15 protein-coding genes are annotated in these 20,504 nt (G+C 68.9%); 7 read left to right on the top strand and 8 right to left on the bottom strand.

Translation table 11 applies throughout. From position 1 onward, the window contains the following. The 4 genes from C6569_RS13515 to C6569_RS13495 are packed head-to-tail and all read right to left on the bottom strand — an operon-like array spanning position 1 to position 4,735. A complete protein-coding gene (locus C6569_RS13515; RefSeq protein WP_106749347.1) occupies positions 1 to 1,257 on the bottom strand; it encodes a glycosyltransferase family 2 protein in 1,257 nt (418 codons plus the stop codon). A gap of 17 nt (positions 1,258 to 1,274) precedes the next feature. Continuing rightward, on the bottom strand, positions 1,275 to 3,476 hold the full coding sequence (locus tag C6569_RS22090) for a bifunctional SDR family oxidoreductase/aminotransferase class I/II-fold pyridoxal phosphate-dependent enzyme (protein ID WP_215905753.1): 2,202 nt from the start codon (positions 3,474 to 3,476) through the stop codon (positions 1,275 to 1,277). 7 nt (positions 3,477 to 3,483) lie between these two features. Then, the gene (gene rfbF, locus C6569_RS13500) at positions 3,484 to 4,332 is read right to left on the bottom strand and encodes a glucose-1-phosphate cytidylyltransferase (protein ID WP_342750228.1); all 849 of its coding nucleotides are present in this window, start codon (positions 4,330 to 4,332) and stop codon (positions 3,484 to 3,486) included. 40 nt (positions 4,333 to 4,372) lie between these two features. Further along, on the bottom strand, positions 4,373 to 4,735 hold the full coding sequence (locus C6569_RS13495; protein ID WP_106749346.1) for a flagellar biosynthesis repressor FlbT: 363 nt from the start codon (positions 4,733 to 4,735) through the stop codon (positions 4,373 to 4,375). A 248-nt stretch (positions 4,736 to 4,983) separates the two neighbouring features. Here C6569_RS13495 and C6569_RS13490 point away from each other — a divergent pair, with 248 nt between their 5' ends. From C6569_RS13490 to C6569_RS13475, 4 genes are all read left to right on the top strand, one after another. Continuing rightward, positions 4,984 to 6,087, top strand: a complete 1,104-nt coding sequence (locus C6569_RS13490; RefSeq protein ID WP_106749345.1) for a flagellin N-terminal helical domain-containing protein — start codon at positions 4,984 to 4,986, stop codon at positions 6,085 to 6,087. A gap of 253 nt (positions 6,088 to 6,340) precedes the next feature. Further along, positions 6,341 to 7,444, top strand: a complete 1,104-nt coding sequence (locus C6569_RS13485; protein WP_106749344.1) for a flagellin N-terminal helical domain-containing protein — start codon at positions 6,341 to 6,343, stop codon at positions 7,442 to 7,444. Between the two features lie 263 nt (positions 7,445 to 7,707). Then, complete coding sequence (locus C6569_RS13480; RefSeq protein WP_106749343.1) at positions 7,708 to 8,811, top strand: flagellin N-terminal helical domain-containing protein; 1,104 nt, start codon at positions 7,708 to 7,710, stop codon at positions 8,809 to 8,811. A 151-nt stretch (positions 8,812 to 8,962) separates the two neighbouring features. Then, complete coding sequence (locus tag C6569_RS13475; protein ID WP_146144804.1) at positions 8,963 to 11,314, top strand: tetratricopeptide repeat protein; 2,352 nt, start codon at positions 8,963 to 8,965, stop codon at positions 11,312 to 11,314. On the opposite strand, the gene C6569_RS13470 is transcribed toward C6569_RS13475, so the two are convergent. The 4 genes from C6569_RS13470 to C6569_RS13455 form a co-directional block, all read right to left on the bottom strand. After that, the gene (locus tag C6569_RS13470) at positions 11,297 to 14,659 is read right to left on the bottom strand and encodes an error-prone DNA polymerase (RefSeq protein WP_106749341.1); all 3,363 of its coding nucleotides are present in this window, start codon (positions 14,657 to 14,659) and stop codon (positions 11,297 to 11,299) included. The genes C6569_RS13475 and C6569_RS13470 overlap by 18 nt on opposite strands. A gap of 7 nt (positions 14,660 to 14,666) precedes the next feature. Then, positions 14,667 to 16,232 (bottom strand): Y-family DNA polymerase, encoded by a 1,566-nt coding sequence (locus C6569_RS13465; RefSeq protein WP_342750227.1) that lies wholly within the window; start codon positions 16,230 to 16,232, stop codon positions 14,667 to 14,669. Further along, entirely contained in the window at positions 16,117 to 16,914 is a 798-nt protein-coding gene (locus C6569_RS13460; RefSeq protein ID WP_106749339.1) for an ImuA family protein, read from the bottom strand. The genes C6569_RS13465 and C6569_RS13460 overlap by 116 nt, the downstream gene beginning before the upstream one ends. 137 nt (positions 16,915 to 17,051) lie before the next feature. Next, complete coding sequence (locus C6569_RS13455; RefSeq protein ID WP_106749338.1) at positions 17,052 to 17,321, bottom strand: usg protein; 270 nt, start codon at positions 17,319 to 17,321, stop codon at positions 17,052 to 17,054. 260 nt (positions 17,322 to 17,581) lie between these two features. On the opposite strand from C6569_RS13455, the gene groES reads away from it, so the two are divergent. The 3 genes from groES (at position 17,582) to C6569_RS13440 (ending at position 20,499) form a co-directional block, all read left to right on the top strand. Beyond that, positions 17,582 to 17,896 carry a co-chaperone GroES gene (gene groES, locus C6569_RS13450; RefSeq protein WP_106749337.1) on the top strand — a complete coding sequence of 105 codons (315 nt, stop codon included), beginning with the start codon at positions 17,582 to 17,584 and terminating at the stop codon, positions 17,894 to 17,896. Positions 17,897 to 17,952: 56 nt separating this feature from the next. After that, the gene (groL, locus tag C6569_RS13445; protein WP_106749336.1) at positions 17,953 to 19,581 is read left to right on the top strand and encodes a chaperonin GroEL; all 1,629 of its coding nucleotides are present in this window, start codon (positions 17,953 to 17,955) and stop codon (positions 19,579 to 19,581) included. A 255-nt stretch (positions 19,582 to 19,836) separates the two neighbouring features. Then, positions 19,837 to 20,499, top strand: a complete 663-nt coding sequence (locus C6569_RS13440; protein WP_146144803.1) for a hypothetical protein — start codon at positions 19,837 to 19,839, stop codon at positions 20,497 to 20,499. Positions 20,500 to 20,504 lie beyond the last annotated feature (5 nt).

Here is a 20,504-nt window from a genome sequence, read left to right as displayed (position 1 = left end):
TCAGAACGCGGTGCGGCGGAAGGCGGCCGGAAGATCGAGGACGATGTCGTCCGGGCCGAGGAGCCCTTCGGGCGGCGTCTGCATCAGGGCGAAGGCCTTGGGGGCCGGCGATGCGGCGCGGGGATCGCGGCGGCGGATGATGGCGGCGCGGATGCCCGGCGTCAGGCTTTCCAGCGTGTCGTCGGCGATCATGTCGTCGAGGACGAGGAGATGGCGCGCCTGGGCGCGGGCTTCGGCGACCAGGGTCTCGATGGCACAGAGGCCGGCGAGAACCGGCCGCATGTCCGGGTGGCAGCCGGGCTGCCCGTAGGCGCGCACGCGCCGGTCGAGATGGTAGGCATGGCTCCAGTTGCCGGCGTTGACGTGCAGGTTGATGGCCACCTGCATGCGCTTGATGGTGAAGTCCTGGAAGCGGCGGAGCAGCGGGGCCGACTGGACGGGGTCGGCGAGCGGGGCCGGCTCGATGAAGGAGGCGAAGAACTCGATGCCGCCGCGGAAGCGGTCCCAGCCGTCCATGGTCTCGCTGTTGCCGGAATGATTGACGCCGCCCTTCGAGATGGCGGTGACGCGGGCGAAGGGCTCCGGCGCGAAGAGCACTGAGCCGAGGGTGAGCGCCCGGGCGAGATGGGCGAAATAGTGGAAGACGAAGCCCGTCACCGGCTCGATGACGTCGTGCACCACGTCGGTGCGGATGATGAACCACTCGGGGAAGATGTGGTGGCCGAGGAGATAGTCGAGGCAAGCGGCGTGCTCGCCCTGCCGGAACAGGCGCTCGCCCGTGATCCGATAGAAGGTGCCTATCTCGGCGTTGTCGCGGGTCTCGTCAATGAGCATCCACGGCGCCTGAACCATGACGAGGTCGGGATCGGCGGCGAGGCGGCCGAGATAGTCGACGACGACGTCGGGCACCAGGAGGTCGTCGTCGCCGACCCAGATGGCGAACTGCCCGCGCGCCTGCCGCCAGGAATAGAGGAAGTTGCCGTAGGCGCCGATGTTCTCGCTCTGCCGGACCGAGCGGATGCGCGGGTCGGCCGCGGCCCAGCGCGCCACGATGGCGGCGGTGTCGTCGGTCGAGCAGTTGTCCGAGACGAGGATCTCGAAATCGATGCCGCGGGCGGTAAAGGCGTCGATGTGGTGGGTGAAGAAGCGGTCGAGATATTGCGCGCGGTTGTAGGTCGGCAGCGCGATGGTGACGAGCGGCCGCGCGGCGGGCTCGGCCTCCGTCCGCGACAGGTCTCGAGCGGCGCTGGCGGCCATGGGGCGGCTCCGGAGGGTCAGGCGGCGCGGCGGGCGTGCCGCTGGAGGATGGATTTCAGCGAGCGCGACACCCGCGCCGCGACGTCGCGGGTGACGTTGTAGCCGCTCGGCAGATTGATGCCGGTCGGCGAGACCGCATAGGCGACCGGGTTGCGCGTCGCGGCGCCGGCGGCCGAGGGCTGGCTGCGGAAGGCCGGCTGCCAGCTCAGCGGATAGAAGAAGGGGCGGGTGTCGATGCCCTCGGCGCCGAGTTCGGCGGCGATCTGCTGCTTGAGGAGGCCGAGCTTCGGGTCGAGGACGGCGGTGACCATCCAGTACGAGTTGAACACCTGGGCCGGCTCGGCATTGAGGGTCAGGCCGGGGGTCCCGGCGAGATCCTCGGCATAGAAGCGGAAGATGTCGCGCTTCCTGGCGATGAGTTCGTCGAGGCGCTCCATCTGGGCAATGCCCATGGCCGCCTGCATGGCCGACATCCGGTACTTGAAACCGACCTCCTCGGTGATGAGGGCGCGGGAGGTGGGATGGCGACCCTGGTCGCGCAGGATGTTGACGCGTTCGGCGAGGGCATCGTCGTCGGTGACGAGCATGCCGCCCTCGCCGGTGGTGACCGTCTTGGAGCCGTGGAAGGAGAAGACCGAGGCGCGGCCGAAGGCACCCGCCGGCTTGTCGCGGAAGCGCGAGCCGATGGCCTCCGCCGCATCCTCGATGAGGATGATTCCGGCGTCACGGGCGATGGCCTCGAGGCGGGCCCAGTCGGGCATGCCGCCATAGAGGTCGACGACGATGGCGGCCTTCGTCTTCTGCGTGATGGCGGCGGCGAGGCTCGCCGGCGACAGGCACCAGGAGACCGGGTCGATGTCGGCGAAGACGGGCGTGGCGCCGACCTGCACGACGGGGGAGGCGGTGGCGACCCAGGTGCATTCCGGCACGATCACCTCGTCGCCGGGGCCGATGCCGAGGCCGGCCAGCGCCAGGTGGATGGCGGAGGTGCAGTGGGCGAGGGAGATGGCGTGTTTCCGCCCCGTCTGCTCGGCCACCATGGCCTCGAAGCGCAGATTGTACTTGGCGTGGTTCTCGAACCAGGCGCTCCGGGCCGCCTCGGCGGTCAGGTCGATCTCGCGCTGGGTGATGGAGGGACCGGCGACGGGCACCCGCTCGCGCTTGACCGCCAGCGGGGCGGTGTCGCGCTCGCCGCGCCAGGTCAGGTCGGCGGCGAGGGCCCCGCCGTCGAGCAGGTGCTTCAGCCGCGCGAGGCGGACATAGCGCTGGCCGGTGAGGTCCTGGGGCGTGGTGCGGCCGGCGAGGGCGGCGACCAGCTCCTTGGCGCCGGAGGTGGCGGTGTGGAGGAAGCGGAAATCGGGGAAGGCACTCGCGAATTTGCCGAAGTCGACCCGGTAGGAGCGCGGGTCGATCGTGTTGCCCTCGGCGAAGGTCACCTTGGATCCCGGCACGGCCTCGGCGACGATGGTCGCGATGTCGCGGACGAGATGGTTCTCGTCGTTCTGGCCGATGTTGAAGGCGACGCCGCAGACCTTCGCCGCATCGGCGGCGAGGATGGCCGCGGCGGCGCGGGCGAGGTCGCGGACGTGGAGCAGCGGGCGCCAGGCGAGGCCGCTGGAGAGAAGCTTCACCTCGCCGGTGGACAGCGCTGACACGACGAGATTGTTGAGCACGAGATCGGTGCGCACCCGCGGCGAGAGCCCGTAGCAGGTGGCGTTGCGCATGAAGGTCGGCGCGAAGGTCGCGTCGGCGAGGGCGAGCAGGCCCTTTTCGCTCTCGACCTTGCTGGCGGCATAGGCGGTGAGCGGATTGACCGGCGCGGTCTCGTCGAGGAGCAGGTCGGGATTGCCGGCGCCGTAGATGGAGCAGGACGAGGCGAAGACGAAGCGGGCGACGCCGGCGGCCTTGGCGGCTTGCGCCAAAGCGATCGTCGCGTCGCGGTTGATGGCGGCGGTGAGTTCCGGGGCGAGGTCGCCCATCGGGTCGTTGGAGAGCGCGGCGAGGTGGAGGATCGCGTCGAAGCCGGCGAGATCGTCTGCCGTCACCTCGCGCACATCCCTCGCGATGGTGCGAACGGGATCGACCGGCACCATGCCCTCAGTGTGGCAGGGGGCGAAGAAGCCGGTGTCGAGGCCGGTGACCTCGTGACCCGCTTCCGCCAGGACGGCGGTCGCCACCGATCCGACATAGCCGGCATGGCCGGTGACCAGAACCTTCATCGCGCCCTCACGCCGCTGCCACGCTTCGGACCGGTTCATCGGTCCAGGTCTTCCAGGGAGCCCTGCCGCCGTCCCAGAGGCTCTGGAGCAGGCGCAGTTCACGCAGGGTGTCGACGCATTGCCAGAAGCCCTCGTGGCGATAGGCGCCGAGCTTGCCCTCGCGGGCGAGGCGTTCGTAGAGCGCCACCTCGAGCGAGCCTTCGTCGCCGTCGAGGGCGAGATAGTCGAAGACGCCCGGCTCGAAGACCGCGAAGCCGCCGTTGATCCAGCCCTCGCCGATCTGCGGCTTCTCGACGAAGCCGGCGACCTCGTCGCCGTCGAACCTCAGGCCGCCGAAGCGGGCCGGGGGGTGCACGGCGGTGATGGTGGCGAGGTGGCCCTGAGCGCGGTGCTGGTCGATGACGGCCTGCATCGGCACGTCGCAGACGCCGTCGCCATAGGTGACCAGGAAGGGCGCGCCGTCGAGATGGGGCTTGAGGCGCAGGATGCGCCCACCGGTGTTGGTGTCGAGGCCGGTGTTGACGATGCGGACGCGCCAGTTGTCGAAAGCGGGGCCCGAGCGGGTGACGCGGCCGCGGCGGGTGTCCACCGTCAGGTCGCCGGCCATGCGCACCTCGTCGAGGAAGAAGCGCTTGATGACGTCCGCCTTGTAGCCGCCGGCGATGATGAAGTCGTCGAAACCCTGCGCCGCATAGTGGCGCATGATGTGCCAGAGGATGGGGCGACCACCGATGTCGACCATCGGTTTCGGCTTCACGTCGGTCTCTTCCGAGATCCGCGTGCCGCGCCCCCCGGCAAGAATCACCACCCGCATCGACTGCCCCTGGTCCATCGTCGGCGCAGGATGGGCGGACATGGTAAACGACCGGTAAAGAGGGTGCCTCGCCCTGCGACCGTCAGGGCTGGACGGGGGCCGGGCTCCGGGCGGCGAGGGCGAGGGCCATCAGCTCGGCCTCCCGTTCCACCAGCAGCCGGGCGTGGTCGAGGGCGAGGGCGAAATCCTCCTCCAGGAGCGCGAACTGCATGCCGAGGATCAGCGGCCGGGCGCTGGGCATGGCCCCCAGGATCAGCTCCACCCTGGCGGCGAGATCGGCGTGGGAAATGGCGTCGAAGCCCTTCAGGAGCATCTCTTGCACGAGGAAGGCGATGCTCTTGCCGATGGTGTCGACCTCCTCGAGCCGCAGCAAGAGGCCGAGTTCGCGAGGGACGGGGACATCGGCGAGGGCGAGGGGCGCAGAACCGCCGGGCAAGTCGGCCATGAATCACCTGAAGTGTCTTCGGTGGAGATTTAAGTAATTTGTCAAGGTTAATAATCGGTAAACGCAGTATAGTTGCTGTGTCATTTACCATTAATTCCAGATCATTTCATGTAGCGAAAGAAAAAAGTCTTTTTTAATGGGCGCAGGACGACAGTTCCCGGGCCTTCGAGAATTGAAGGACCTCCCAGAATGCGGAGGCGTCATCGTCCACCCCTCAGAAGCAGGGGTCCCTAGGAAAGGGTACTACAATGTCTGACATCACCATCTCGCGCGGCGTCCGCTCGAACCTCCTCTCGCTCCAGAACATCGCGTCGCAGCGTGAGACGATCCAGGGGCGCCTCGCCTCGGGCAAGAAGGTCAACTCGGCCCTCGACAACCCGACCAACTTCTTCACTGCCGCTTCGCTGAACTCCCGTTCGAACGACCTCGGCGCGCTCTTGGACTCCATGTCCAACGGCATCAAGACCCTGGAAGCCGCCGACAACGGTCTGAAGTCGATCACCAAGACGGTCGAGTCGCTGCAGTCGGCCATCCGCCAGGCCCGTCAGGACAAGTCCTGGCAGGGCGAGAGCTACGCCTTCACCGCGACGTCCGGCACCGGCGACATCGTGTTCACGGGCGGCGCCGTCGGCACCACCGCGGTCACGGTCGCCGTCTCGGCCAACGCCACGGTCGACGACGTGGTCGCCTCGATCAACGGCAACTCGTCGCTGACGTCCAAGGTTCGCGCCTCGAACGACAACGGCAAGCTGCGCATCGAGAACCTGTCGACCTCGGACCTCACCGTCACCGACACGGCCGTCGCCACCACCGGCACCGGCGGCACGATCGGCGGCAACACGGTCCGCGCCGACCTCATCGAGCAGTTCAACGACCTGCGCCAGCAGCTCGACCGCACGGCGGAAGACGCCTCCTTCAACGGCATCAACCTGCTGCGCGGCGACGCCCTGTCGATCACGTTCAACGAGACGGGTTCGTCCTCGCTGAACATCCAGTCGAAGGACGGCGAGGCGATCAACGCGACCAACCTCGGCATCGACGCCCAGGCGACTTCGGTGGCCGACTCCGACACCAGCCTCGACGCGGTGCTGACGGACCTGTCGACGGCGCTCGGCTCGCTGCGGTCGCAGTCCTCGGCCTTCGGTTCGAACCTCTCCATGGTGCAGAACCGCCAGGACTTCACCAAGTCGATGATGAACACGCTGCGCGGCGGTGCGGACAACCTCACCCTCGCCGACCAGAACGAGGAAGGTGCCAACCTGCTCGCGCTCAACACCCGCGCGCAGCTCGCCACCTCGGCCCTGTCCTTCGCCTCTCAGGGCGACCAGCAGGTCCTCCAGTTCCTCCGCTGATCCCTCAGCCTTTCCACCTCGAAAGGGCGGCCTCCGGGCCGCCCTTTTTTCTTTGGGGCGCCGTTACGGCAGGCTGGCCGGACGCCCCGCATTTTAGTGCGACATTAAAACAATATTTTACGGCAACTGGACGGAAAATTAACGGTAACGGCCCATTGTGTCTCTCGCCTCCGAGGATCGGAGGTCCTTCCTGTTCGGAAGGTGCGTCAAGCCCCCGTGTGCTGGGGGACCCTAGAAAAGGGACACGAGTACCATGTCTGACATCACCATCTCGCGCGGCGTCCGCTCGAACCTCCTCGCATTGCAGAACATCGCCGCCGGCCGCGAGACCATCCAGAGTCGCCTCGCTTCGGGCAAGAAGGTCAACTCGGCCCTCGACAATCCGACCAACTTCTTCACGGCCTCTTCCCTCAACTCGCGCGGCAACGACCTCGGTGCTCTGCTGGACTCCATGTCCAACGGCATCAAGACTCTGGAAGCCGCCGACAACGGTCTGAAGTCGATCACCAAGACGGTGGAATCGCTGCAGTCCACCATCCGCCAGGCTCGTCAGGACAAGTCCTGGCAGGGTGAGAGCTACGCCTTCACCGCGACGTCCGGTACCGGCGACATCGTGTTCACGGGCGGTGCCGTCGGCACCACCGCGGTCACCGTCGCCGTCTCGGCCAATGCCTCGGTCGACGACGTCGTCGCCTCGATCAACGGCAACTCCTCGCTGACGTCCAAGGTTCGCGCCTCGAACGACAACGGCAAGCTGCGCATCGAGAACCTGTCGACCTCGGACCTCACCGTCACCGACACGGCCGTCGCCACCACCGGCACCGGCGGCACCATCGGCGGCAACACGGTCCGCGCCGACCTCATCGAGCAGTTCAACGACCTGCGCCAGCAGCTCGACCGGACCTCGGAGGACGCGTCCTTCAACGGCATCAACCTGCTGCGCGGCGACGCTCTCGCCATCACCTTCAACGAGACGGGATCCTCCTCGATCACCATCCAGTCGAAGGACGCCGAGGCGATCAATGCGACCAACCTCGGCATCGACACCCAGGCGACGTCGGTGGCCGACTCCGACGCCGATCTGGACGCGGTGCTGACCGACCTGTCGACGGCACTGGGCTCGCTGCGGTCGCAGTCCTCGGCCTTCGGTTCGAACCTCTCGGTGGTGCAGAACCGCCAGGACTTCACCAAGTCGATGATCAACACGCTGCGCGGCGGTGCGGACAACCTCACCCTCGCCGACCAGAACGAAGAGGGTGCGAACCTCCTCGCGCTCAACACGCGCGCGCAGCTCGCCACCTCGGCCCTGTCCTTCGCCTCGCAGGGCGACCAGCAGGTCCTCCAGTTCCTCCGCTGATCCCTCAGCCTTTCAAAGCTCCAAAGGGCGGCCTCCGGGCCGCCCTTTTTCGTTTCGCCCCGGGGGCGCACATGGTCCAACGGACCGTCAAGGATAACGTTGGGTAAGGAGACGTGGTAAAAAACTTCTGTCCGTATTCTCTTTTTTAACGATGTCCGTCGCAACATGCCCTCGCCTTCTAGAATTGAAGGCCCTCCCAGGATGTGGAGGTTGCGTATCGACCACCCCTCAGAAGCAGGGGTCCCTAGGAGAGGGCAGTATCCATGTCTGATATCACCATTTCGCGCGGCGTCCGCTCGAACCTTCTCGCGCTCCAGAACATTTCCTCGCTGCGTGAAACCATTCAGGGTCGCCTCGCCTCGGGCAAGAAGGTCAACTCGGCCCTCGACAACCCGACCAACTTCTTCACCGCGGCCGCCCTCAACTCGCGCGGCAACGACCTCGGTGCCCTGCTGGACTCCATGTCCAACGGCATCAAGACCCTGGAAGCCGCCGACAACGGTCTGAAGTCGATCACCAAGACGGTCGAGTCGCTGCAGTCGGCCATCCGCCAGGCCCGCCAGGACAAGTCCTGGAAGGGCGAGAGCTACGCCTTCACCGCCACGTCCGGTACCGGCGACATCGTGTTCACGGGCGGTGCCGTCGGCACCACCGCGGTCACCGTCGCCGTCTCGGCCAATGCCTCGGTCGACGACGTCGTCGCCTCGATCAACGGCAACTCGTCGCTGACGTCCAAGGTTCGCGCCTCGAACGACAACGGCAAGCTGCGCATCGAGAACCTGTCGACCTCGGACCTCACCGTCACCGACACTGCCGTCGCCACCACCGGCACCGGCGGCACCATCGGCGGCAACACCGTCCGGTCCGACCTGATCACCCAGTTCAACGACTTGCGCCAGCAGCTCGACCGCACGGCGGAAGACGCCTCCTTCAACGGCATCAACCTGCTGCGCGGCGACGCTCTCGCCATCACCTTCAACGAGACGGGATCCTCCTCGATCACCATCCAGTCGAAGAACGGCGAGGCGATCAACTCGACCAATCTCGGCATCGACGTCCAGTCCGCCGCGATCGCCGACTCCGACGCCAATCTGGACGCCATCCTGACGGACCTGTCGGCGGCGATGAGTTCGCTGCGGTCGCAGTCCTCGGCCTTCGGTTCGAACCTCTCGGTGGTGCAGAACCGCCAGGACTTCACCAAGTCGATGATCAACACGCTGCGCGGCGGTGCTGACAACCTCACCCTCGCCGACCAGAACGAGGAAGGCGCCAACCTGCTCGCGCTCAACACCCGCGCGCAGCTCGCCACCTCGGCCCTGTCCTTCGCCTCGCAGGGCGACCAGCAGGTCCTCCAGTTCCTCCGCTGATCCCTCCTCAGCCGGAGACATCGGAAGGGCGGCCCACGGGCCGCCCTTTTTTCTTTGGGGCGCCGCGTTAGAGCCCCGTTAACCATCTTCGCCAAAAGTGCGGCTGCAGATGGCCACGCACCGCGCGGCCCGCCCGCCCGTGGAGACCGCGATGGCCAGAGCCCTGGAATGGAGCCGTCCCCTCGACGAGCGGACGCTGCGCCACGCCGTCGACTATGCCACCAGTTCCGCCGAGGCGGCGCTCCGGCGCAACGAGGCCTCCATCGCGGTCAGGATCGCCCGCCAGCTCGGCCTCGCCCAGCCGGACGTCGCCGCCCATCGCGCGTTGCTCGACCGGGCGCTGGCGGCGCAGGGGGCGGCGGCCGATTTCGTCGCCCGCAACAGCGGCAGCAGCGACCCCGACACGGTGGACACGCTGGCGGCGGCGCATCTCTCCCTCGGGGACCTGATGACCGCCAGCCAGCTCTGGTTGTCGCTCGCGCGCAGCGATTCCAGCCGCGCCGACGCCTTCCTCAGTTTCGCCTGGTGCATGGCCCGGGCCGGCAATGTCGAAAACGCCGAACCGATCGTCGCGCATCTGTCGCGGCTGACCAGCCATCCGAAGATCGACGCGGTCGCCATGATGATCGCCATGGCGCGCATCGACTACGACGCGGCGCTCGCCCATGCGCAGAAGGCGCTGGCGGCGGACCCGGAGGCGCACGTCTGGCTGCCGCTCGGCCCGGTCTTCCGCAGCACGGGCGTGGCGAACGAAGCCTCCTTCGCTCTCGGCATGCGGCTCGAGGATCTCAGCGCCATCCTGCACTTGTATGAGGTTGGGCAGCACGTGCAGGCCGGCCGCAATCGCGAGGCGGTGGCGGGTGCCGACGTCGCTCTGGCTCTCGTTCCGGACGACCGCTGGGCGGCGATGTTCAAGATCATGGCGCTGATGGCCAGCGAGGACAAACTGGGAGCCGCCAAGGCGCAGGCCGATCTGGCCGCCGCCACCGGCGCACGTCTCGACGTGCTGACGCGGCTCGTCGATCTCCTCTTCGACGCCAGCGCCCACCAGCAGGTGGTCGATCTCGGCCGCATCGTGCGCGAGCGCCTGCCCCAGCACAGCGCGCTCCTCTCGACCATCGCGCACTCCGCCTCGCACGTGGTGGAGATGGACCTCGCCGCGGAAATTCTCGGCTCGCTGGAGCCGCTGGGCGAGACCATCGTCAAGGCGGGCCTGTCGCCCTTCATGGTGCTGGCCATGACCGACGACCCGGCGCTGCAGCGGATCGCCTCGGAACGGCGCGCGCGCATCCTTCCTGGGCCGACGGAGGCGCTGGATGTGCCGATGCCCGCGCCGCCGGCCCCGGGCGAGCGGCTGCGCATCGGCTACTTCTCCAACGACTTCCACAATCACGCGACCCTGAAGCTGCTCACCGAGGCGCTGGAACGCACCGACCGCAGCCGCTTCGAGGTGGTGGCCTATTCCTATGACGCTTTCCCGGAAGACGGAGAGCGCACGCGGCTCAAGGCGGCGGTCGATCGCTTCGAAGACGTCAACCTGCTGACGGAGACCGAGACCGCGAGCCTCATCCGCCGCGACGGCATCCACGTGCTCGTCGACCTCAAGGGCTATACGGGCGGCTCGCGGCTCAGCCTGCTGAAGTATCGCGCCGCGCCGATCCAGGTGAACTGGCTCGGCTATCCCGGCACCTATGGCCTCGCCGAGGCCGACTACATCATCGCCGACCCCTTCATCATCCCTCGCGGCGCCGAGGGCGACTATTCCGAGGCCGTGGTGCGGCTGCCGGACTGCTACCAGCCCAACCGGCGCAGCCGCACGGTGGTGGAGACGCCGACGCGGGAGATGGTCGGGCTGCCGGCGACCGGCTTCGTCTTCGCCTCGTTCAACCATGTCTATAAGGTCGGCGGCACGCTCTTCGCCGCCTGGATGGACATCCTGAAGGGCGTGCCCGGCTCGGTGCTCTGGCTCTTGTCGAAGGATCCGGTCATCGGCGAGCGCCTGCGCGCACGCGCGGAAGAGCACGGCGTCGATCCGACCCGGCTGGTCTTCGGGCCGGTGATGGACAACGAGTACCACCTCGCCCGCTACGGCCTCGTCGATCTCGCGCTCGACACCTTCCCCGTCGGCTCGCACACCACGGCGAGCGACGCCCTGTGGATGGGCGCGCCGCTCCTGGCGCTGTCCGGCCGCAGCTTCGTCTCCCGCGTCTCGGGCAGCATTTTGAGGGCGGCCGGCATGGGACAGCTCGTCGCCACCAGCTTCGACGAGTACAAGGCCAAGGCCGTCGCCATCGGCAACGATCCCGGCACGGCCAGGGCGCTGCGAGAGACGCTGGTGCGCGGCCGCGACAGCGTTCCGCTCTTCGACCCCGACCGCTTCGCCGAGCATCTCGGCCGCGCCTACGAGGGCATGGTCGAGATCTGGCGACGTGGCGAGGTGCCACACGCCTTTGACGTGACGTCGGTCGACGAGGCGCCGGCGCGGTCAGTGGAAGTCGCGTGATTTCGGCAGCACCCTGACGTCGCGCGGGTGGCGGCCGCCGCCACGCGGATATTGCGGCCGCGACACCTCGTCGGCGCGGGCGAGGCTGTCGCGCATCGGGTCCTCCGACAGGCGCTGGAGATCGGCCGTGCGGTCGATGATGTCCTCGGCCATGAGGTGGACGACGCCCTCGGGGCTGCGCTGCACCAGGCCCTCCACCATGAGCAGCCGCGCCCCCATGATGGCGCGGCGGAAGCGCTCCATCCGGCGGGCCCAGAGCACCACGTTGGTGATGCCCGTCTCGTCCTCCAGCGTGATGAAGACGGCGTTGCCCTTGCCCGGCCGCTGGCGGATGAGGACGACGCCCGCGACCCTCGCCCGCGCGCCGTTGGCGGCGGCGGTGATCTCCGCGCAGGTCGAGATGCCCTCGGCGGCGAGACGCGCGCGCAGGAACTGCAGCGGATGCGCCTTCAGCGACAGCCGCGCCGTCTGGTAGTCGGCGACGACGTGTTCCGAGAGCGGCATGGCGGGCAGCAGGGCGTCGGCCTCCTCGCCGAGCTCGCGGGCATCCGCCGCGGCGAAGAGCGGCAGCGGGCTGTCGTCGGGCAGGCGGCGTACCGCCCACAGCGCCTCGCGCCGGTCGAGGCCGAGGGAGCGGAAGGCGTCGGCATCGGCGAGGATGTGCAGCGCCCTTGCGGGCAGAGCGCAGCGGCGGGCGAGGTCCTCGATGCCGGCGAAAGGTCTTGAACGCGCCGCCACCAGCCTGTCGGCCCAGGCCTGGTGGAAGCCGTCGATCTGGCGGAAGCCGAGGCGCAGGGCGTGGCCGTCCCTGCCGGGTTCCAGGCCGTTGTCCCAGAGGCTGAAGTCGACGTCGACGGCGCGGACCTCGACGCCGTGCTCGCGCGCATCGCGGACGATCTGGGCCGGCGCGTAGAAGCCCATGGGCTGGGCGTTGAGAAGGGCGCAGGCGAAGATCGCGGGGTGGTGGCATTTGATCCAGGAGGAGATGTAGACGAGCTTGGCGAAGGAGGCGGCGTGGCTCTCGGGGAAGCCGTAGCTGCCGAAGCCCTTGATCTGGTCGAAACAGCGCTGGGCGAAGGCGGGGTCGTAGCCGCGCGCCACCATCCGTCCGGTCATCAGCGTCTCGAACCGGCCGATGGTGCCGACATTGCGGAAGGTCGCCATGGCGCGGCGCAGGCCGTTGGCTTCGTCTGCGGTGAATTTCGCCGCCACCATGGCGAGGCGCATGGCCTGTTCCTGGAACAGCGGCACGCCGCAGGTCTTGCTGAGCACCTGGTAGAGCTCGTCCGGCTCCCCGTGCCCCGGAGCCGGCGAGGGATAGACGACGGGCTCGATGCCCGCCCGCCGCTTCAGGTAGGGATGGACCATGTCGCCCTCGATGGGGCCCGGGCGGACGATGGCGACCTGGATGACGAGGTCGTAGAGATTGCGGGGCTTCAGCCGCGGCAGCATGTTGATCTGCGCCCGGCTCTCCACCTGGAAGACGCCGATGGAATCGCCGCGGCACAGCATGTCGTAGACGGCGGGGTCGCCCGGCGGCACGTTGAAGAGGTCGAGGTCCGGCCCGCCGGTGTCGCGCAGCAGGGCGAAGGCCTTGCGGATGCAGGTCAGCATGCCCAGCGCCAGCACGTCGACCTTCATCAGGCCGAGCGCGTCGATGTCGTCCTTGTCCCATTCGATAAAGGTGCGGTCGGGCATGGCGGCGGGGCCGATGGGCACCGTCTCGTCGAGCCGGGCGCCGGTCAGCACGAAGCCGCCGACATGCTGGGAGAGGTGGCGGGGAAAGCCGATGAGGCGCTCGGCGAGGCCGACGGCGCGGCGGATCAGCGGATTGGCCGGGTCGAGCCCGGCCTGACGGACGTAGTGGTCGCCGATGGCGGTGCCCCATGAGCCCCAGACCATGCCGGCGAGGCGGCCGGTGACGTCCTCGGTGAGGCCGAGGGCCTTGCCGACCTCGCGGATGGCGCTGCGCGGCCGGTAGCTGATGACGGTGGCGGCGATGCCGGCGCGCTCGCGGCCGTAGCGGGCATAGATGTGCTGGATGACCTCCTCGCGGCGCTCGTGCTCGAAGTCGACGTCGATGTCCGGCGGCTCGCGCCGTTCCGACGAGATGAAGCGGGCGAAGAGCAGGTCGTGGTCGTTGGGGTCCACCGCGGTGATGCCGAGCACGTAGCAGACGGCGGAATTGGCGGCGGAGCCGCGGCCCTGGCAGAGGATGCCCTTGTCCTCGGCGACGCGGACGATGTCGACGATGGTGAGGAAGTAGCGGGCATAGTCGAGGCTGGCGATGAGGGCGAGCTCCTCGGCGAGCAGCTTCTCGACCTTCGCCGGCACCGCGCCGCCGTAGCGGTGGACGGCGCGCTCCCAGGTGATCTTTTCCAGCCAGCCCTGGGGCGTCCAGCCCGGCGGCACGGGCTCCTCGGGATATTCGTATTTCAGCTCCGCCAGCGAGAACTCCATGCGCGCCAGCAGGTGCTGTGTCTCGGCGACGGCCTCGGGGCAGTCGCGGAACAGCCGCGCCATCTCCCGGCCCGGCTTCAGGTGGCGCTCGGCATTGGCGGCGAGGCGGAAGCCGGCCTCCTCAATGGTGACGCCCTCGCGGATGCAGGTGAGCACGTCCTGCAGGTCGCGCTGGGCGGGGTCGTGGTAGAGCACGTCGTTGACCGCGAGGAGCGGCACGCCCACCGCCTCGCCCAGGGCCTTGAGGCGGAAGAGGCGGCGGCGGTCCTCGCCGCTCCGGCCCATGGTGGCGCCGAGCCAGAGCTGGCCGGGGGCGGCCTCGTCGAGCACGCGCAGCGGCGCTTCGAGGCCCGCCTCGTCCTCGCCCGGCATCAGGATCAGCAGGAGGTCGCGGGTATCTGCGACGAGATCGTCGAGGGTGAGGCGGCAGTCGCCCTTGCCGCCGCGCAGGTTGCCGGTGGTGAGCAGGCGGCAGATGCGGCCCCAGCCGCGGCGGTTGGCCGGATAGGCGATGACCTCCGGCGATCCGTCGCAGAAGACGAAGCGGGTGCCGACGGCGAGGCGGAAGCGCTCCGCCGCTGCCTTGAAGGCCTCCGGCGAGAAGCCGAGGGCGCCGGCCTGGGGCATGTCGACCCAGACGAACTCGCCGGGCGAGGACCCCTCCTTGACCTTGTCCGGGGGGATGAGGCCGCCGGTGCGGATCTCCTTCAGGAAGGCGTGGGCGCGCACGACGCCGGCCACCGTGTTGCGGTCGGCGATGCCGATGCCGGAATGGCCGAGGGCGAGCGCGGTCAGCACCAGGTCGCGGGCGTGGGAGGCGCCGCGCAGGAAGGAGAAGTTGGTGTGGGTGGCGAGCTCGGCATAGGCCGTTTCAGGAAAGCTCATGGACACCTCATGCGAAGAGGCCATGGACGAACCAGCGCGGCGCGGTCGTCTCGGTGCCGTAGAGGCCCTGGCGGAAGACCCAGAAGCGGCGGCCCTCGCAGTCTTCGAGACAATAATAGTCGCGCGTCAGGGCGCTTTCGCCGTCGCGCCACCATTCGGTGGCGATGCGCTCGGGGCCTTCGGCGCGGGCGATCTGGTGGGTGGTGCGGCGCCAGTGGAAGGTGGCCGGCGGCCCGTCCGGCACCTCGGCCAGGGTCTCGATGGGCTGCGGCGGGTCGAAGAGCTGGAGCGGCCGGGTGAGGGGCCTGGCGGTGCGCATGACCGGCCAGGCCATGGTGGCGCCGACGGCGATGGCGGGGCGCATCGTCTCGGCGCGTTCGGGAATGTGGGAATGGCGGTCGACGAGGCGCACGACGCTGTCGCGGCCGAAGCGGGCGACAAGGCGGTCGATGAGGGCGACCGTCTCACGGTCGGCCTCGTCGCGGCCGTCGAGGCGGGCCTGGCGCTGCGCCTGCGCCTCCGTGCGCAGGACGGCGAGGCGGATGAGGTCGAAGCCGAAGCCGGGGTCGGTGGGGTCGTCGAGGAGGTGCATCTTCTCGGAGAAGAGACGGACGAGGGCCGCCCCGTCGCGGGTCGCCTCGCCCGTTTCCACGGCGATGCGGCGCACCACGCCGTCGGTGCGGAAGAAGCTCGCCTCGAACAGCCGCCCGCCCTCGCCGCGCTCCTCCAGCGTCGTGCCCGCCGTGCCGAGGATGAGGCCGAGGGCGCCGAGCAGGTCCTCGCGCCGGCCCACCGGCTCGGCGAAGCGGCGCTCGACCATGCAGGCGGCTACCGCGCGGCGCGGCGTCAGGCGGGTGTCCTCGCGGCCGGTGACGCGACGCAGCCGGGTCGTCAGCACAGCCCCGAAGCGGGCGACGAGGATGTCGCCCGGCCGTGCCGCGAGGTCGCCGATGGTCTTCAGCCCGGCACGGGTCAGGGCCAGGGCGACGGCGGGGTCGATGCCGAGGGCGATGACGGGCAGGGGCGCCACCGCGTCCCGCTCGCCGCCGGGGGGCACGCGCTCGCAGGTGGCGTAGCGCGCAAGGGCGGAGGCAGCCTCCGGCGTGCCGGCGATGGTGGCGCGCGCCGTCAGGCCTGCACCGGCGAGCCGACGCAGGAGATCGCTGCGCAGCGCCGCTTCCCCGCCGAAGAGATGGGCGCAGCCGGTGATGTCGAGCACGAAGCCCTCGGGCGGCTCCAGCGCCACCAGCGGCGTATAGCGGTCGGCGGCGTCGGCGAGGCGCTCCAGGAAGCGCTGGTCGGCGTCGCGGTCGTGCTCCATCGCCACCAGGGCAGGGATGCAGGCGCGAGCATCGGCGAGCTTCTGCCCCGGGGCGAGGCCGAGGGCGCGCGCTTTCGCATCCACCGCGGCGACGAGCAGGGCACCCCCCACCTTCTCGGTGAGGACGAGCGGGGCCTCATCCGGCCCGCCGGAGGGGGAGGGCGGGCGCTTGCGGCGCAACCGTTCGGTCGCCAGGAAGGGCATCCAGACGGCGAGGTAGCGCCGTCCGTTCGCGGAAGCGACGGTGTTCACGATCCCACTCCATGGGCCAGTCGCGGGGAGGAATGCCGGCCCGGTGGCGCAGCAGGGTGACGAGGAAGGCCGGCAGGCCCGGCAGGCCGCCCTCCGCCGCCTCCGAGGCCATGCCCCGCACCTGCCAGCGCGACTGGGCGGCGGAGGCTGAGGGCTCCGCGCCGGTGCGGGTGGCGACGACGGTGACGCCGCTTTCGGCGGCGGCCATGGACAAGCGTCGGCTGGCGGTGAGGTCGAGGATCTTCGGCGCGCCCCAGATTTCGGCGATGACGACGCCGACGGCGCCGCAGCGGGCGGCGTCGTGGGTCGCCTTCAGTGCCGCCTCCGCGTCCTTCGCCCGGACGAGGACGAGGCGGCCGGGATCGAGGCCGAGGGCGGCGATGCCGTGGCCGTAGGGGCGGCCGAACTCCTGGTCGAGCATGCGCTGGCGGATCCAGACGACGGGCGCGGAGGGCGCCGCGAGAATCCCCAGGGAGAGGGCGAAGCCGGTGGCAGCCGGGCCATGGGAGGGGCTCTCGGCGAAGACCTCGTGGAGAGCCGCCCGCGCCAGCCCGCCGCCCAGCGCGGCGTCGAGCCCGGCCGGACCGAGAGAGAAATGCGGCGACGCCGAGGGCAGGCCCCCCCGCTCGAGACGCGCAAGGGTGCCCTTCAGCGCCGCGAGGGTGTCGCGCCGCGCAGTCATGATTGTTCCTGTTTCGTTCTCTAAGAGAGAGACTCTGGGCGGGAGAGTCAAGGCGCCGGGATTCAACCGGGCCGCGAATGGGACAATCGGGAGCGGGGGGACCCGCGGTGCCGGCCGCGGGCCCTGCCGGGGCGGCTTCAGTGCAGGCGGAACTCGCTTCCCACGGCGCGCATCTCGCTCGGCCCGATCAGGTCCTTGTGCGCCACCGTCACCCGGTAGAGCTTGCCCTCCAGCTCGGCCTGCCAGAAGGCGAGGAAGCGCTTCAGTTCGGGAAAGCGGGGGGCGAGGTCATAGGCCTGCCAGACATATTCCTGGAGGATGGCCGGGTGGTCGGGAAGGCGGTAGAGAATGCCTGCCGTGGTCAGCCCGTAGCCCTCCATCTGGCGGGCGAAATCTGCCGATGCCATGCGTGAACCTCCTTTGCCGGATGACGAATCCCATCGCAACGCAACATCAGCGCCGAGGCAAGGGAAAAGTTCCATTTCATCATTGAAATCAGCCTGTTAGCACTCGTCTGAAAAAAGTGCTGACAGGGTCTTGCGGGCCCAAAAGCCCTTTCCTACCTCATCGCCCGGACGGGATGCCGGAGGCGCCGGGTGGTGACACGCGAGGCCCTCGCATCGGGTCCCGCCCATCCACATGCGATGATCAAGACCTGGAGGAACTCATGAAGTTTCGGCCACTGCATGACCGCGTCGTCGTCCGGCGCATCGACGCCGAGGAGAAGACCCGCGGCGGCATCATCATCCCCGACACCGCCAAGGAGAAGCCGCAGGAGGGCGAGGTGATCGCCGTCGGCCCGGGCGGGCGCAACGAGCGCGGCGAACTCGTGCCGCTGGACGTGAAGGCGGGCGACGTCGTGCTCTTCGGCAAGTGGTCCGGCACCGAGGTGAAGATCGACGGTGTCGACTACCTGATCATGAAGGAGAGCGACATCATGGGCATCGTCGAGGCTTCGGCGAACCTGAAGAAGGCCGCCTGAGCGGGGCCTTGTCCATCCATCAACCCTCAACGTCTCAATCCAAGGAGTGAGGAACCATGGCTGCGAAAGACGTGAAGTTTTCGCAGGACGCGCGCGAGAAGATGATCCGCGGCGTCGACATCCTGGCCAATGCGGTCAAGGTGACCCTCGGCCCCAAGGGCCGCAACGTCGTCATCGAGAAGAGCTTCGGCGCGCCGCGCATCACCAAGGACGGCGTCACCGTCGCCAAGGAGATCGAGCTTTCCGACAAGTTCGAGAACATGGGCGCGCAGATGGTGCGCGAGGTGGCGTCCAAGCAGAACGACGCGGCCGGTGACGGCACCACCACCGCCACCGTGCTCGCCCAGGCCATCGTCCGCGAGGGCGCCAAGTCGGTCGCCGCGGGCATGAACCCGATGGACCTGAAGCGCGGCATCGACCTCGCGGTAGAGACCGTCACCAAGGAGCTGGAGCGCAACTCCCGCAAGGTGACGAAGTCCGACGAGGTGGCGCAGGTCGGCACCATCTCAGCCAACGGTGACGCCTCCATCGGCAAAATGATCGCCGAGGCCATGCAGAAGGTCGGCAACGAGGGCGTCATCACGGTGGAGGAGGCCAAGAGCCTGGAGACCGAGCTCGACGTGGTCGAGGGCATGCAGTTCGACCGCGGCTACCTCTCCCCCTATTTCGTCACCAACACCGACAAGATGGTGGCCGAGCTCGAGGACCCCTACGTCCTCATCCACGAGAAGAAGCTGACCGGCCTGCAGGCCATGCTCCCCGTTCTGGAAGCCGTGGTGCAGACCGGCAAGCCGCTGCTGATCGTCGCCGAGGACGTGGAGGGCGAGGCTCTCGCCACCCTCGTCGTCAACAAGCTGCGCGGCGGCCTGAAGATCGCGGCAGTGAAGGCGCCGGGCTTCGGCGACCGCCGCAAGGCCATGCTCGAGGACATCGCCATCCTCACCGGCGGCACGGCGATCTCTGAAGACCTCGGCATCAAGCTGGAGAACGTCACCCTCAACATGCTCGGCCGCGCCAAGAAGGTCCGCATCGAGAAGGAGGCGACGACCATCGTCGACGGCGCCGGCTCCAGGAAGGACATCGACGCCCGCGTCGCCCAGATCAAGGCGCAGATCGAGGAGACGACCTCCGACTACGACCGCGAGAAGCTGCAGGAGCGCCTGGCCAAGCTCGCCGGCGGCGTCGCGGTGATCCGCGTCGGCGGCGCGACCGAGGTCGAGGTCAAGGAGAAGAAGGACCGCGTCGACGACGCGCTCAACGCCACCCGCGCGGCGGTGCTGGAAGGCATCCTGCCCGGCGGCGGCGTCGCCCTGCTGCGGGCCGCCAAGGCGCTGGAGGGCCTCAAGGGCGCCAACGACGACCAGCGCACCGGCATCGACATCGTCCGCAAGGCGCTGGAGGCTCCCATCCGCCAGATCGCCGAGAACGCAGGCGTCGAGGGCTCGATCGTCGTCGGCAAGGTCACCGACAAGGCCGACTACGCCCATGGCTACGACGCCCAGGGCGACACCTACGGCGACATGTTCGCCCTCGGCATCATCGATCCGACCAAGGTCGTGCGCACGGCGATCCAGGACGCGGCGTCCGTCGCGGGCCTGCTGATCACCACCGAGGCCATGGTCGCCGAGAAACCGAAGAAGGACGCGCCCGCCCCGGCCATGCCGGGCGGTGGGATGGACTTCTGACGAAGGCCATCGCCAGGCCGACACGGGGGCGTCGCGGGAGACCGCGGCGCCCTTTCGTTTCGCGGGAGGTGCGGGCAGGAGCAAAATGCCGCAGCCCTGCGCCACGTCTCCGCCCTGTTATGGCCTTGCTCTAGGAACGGTATCGCGTTCCAGTTTACCCCTCGCTTCCGGCCTGCGCCGCGACAGCCCCTCTGCCCCGGTTCGGAGCCGCCGCCAGTGATCGAAAGCCAGGACGTCGCCACGCGCCCGCAAGCCATGTCCGCGTCTTCGCCGCTGCGATGGCTGCGCATCGGCGCCCTGCTCGGAGGCTATGGCCTGATCCTCGTGCTCGGCCATTTCGCCGGCCGCTGGCTGCAGCAGCATCTCGGCTTCGACCCGATGAACCTGCAGGATCCCACCGCCCAGACGGTGCTCGTGGTCGGACTCGTGCTCTTCGTCGTCATGCTGGCCGTTCCCTTCGTGCCCGGCATCGAGGTGAGCCTGGCGCTCTTCGCCATCTTCGGCGCGGCGGTGGCGATGCCGGTCTACGTGGCCACGGTTGCCGCCCTGGTCCTCTCTTATGCCGCCGGCCGCTGCGTGCCGCTCGATCGGCTGGCCGCCTTCTTCGACTATGTCGGGCTGAGGCCGGCGAGCGAGATGGTGCGGCGGCTGGGCGCCATGACGCCGCAGCAACGGGTGGGGGCGCTGGCGGAGATCGCCCCGAACCGGATCGCCCGCCTGCTGGTGGACCATCGCGATCTCACCCTGGTCGCGGCCCTGAACATGCCGGGCAACGCCCTGATCGGCGGTGGCGGCGGCATCGCCCTCGTCGCCGGCATGAGCGGCATGTTCCGGCCGGACCGCTATCTCCTGGCCGTCGCGATCGCCGCCCTGCCGATCCCGCTGCTCATGGTGGCGGGCGGCCAGTTCCTGAAGTGAGCCGC

The organism is Phreatobacter cathodiphilus, assembly GCF_003008515.1.
Lineage (GTDB): Bacteria > Pseudomonadota > Alphaproteobacteria > Rhizobiales > Phreatobacteraceae > Phreatobacter > Phreatobacter cathodiphilus.
Note: the sequence above shows the minus strand (reverse complement) of the source record. Positions and strands in the feature narration are given on the sequence as shown.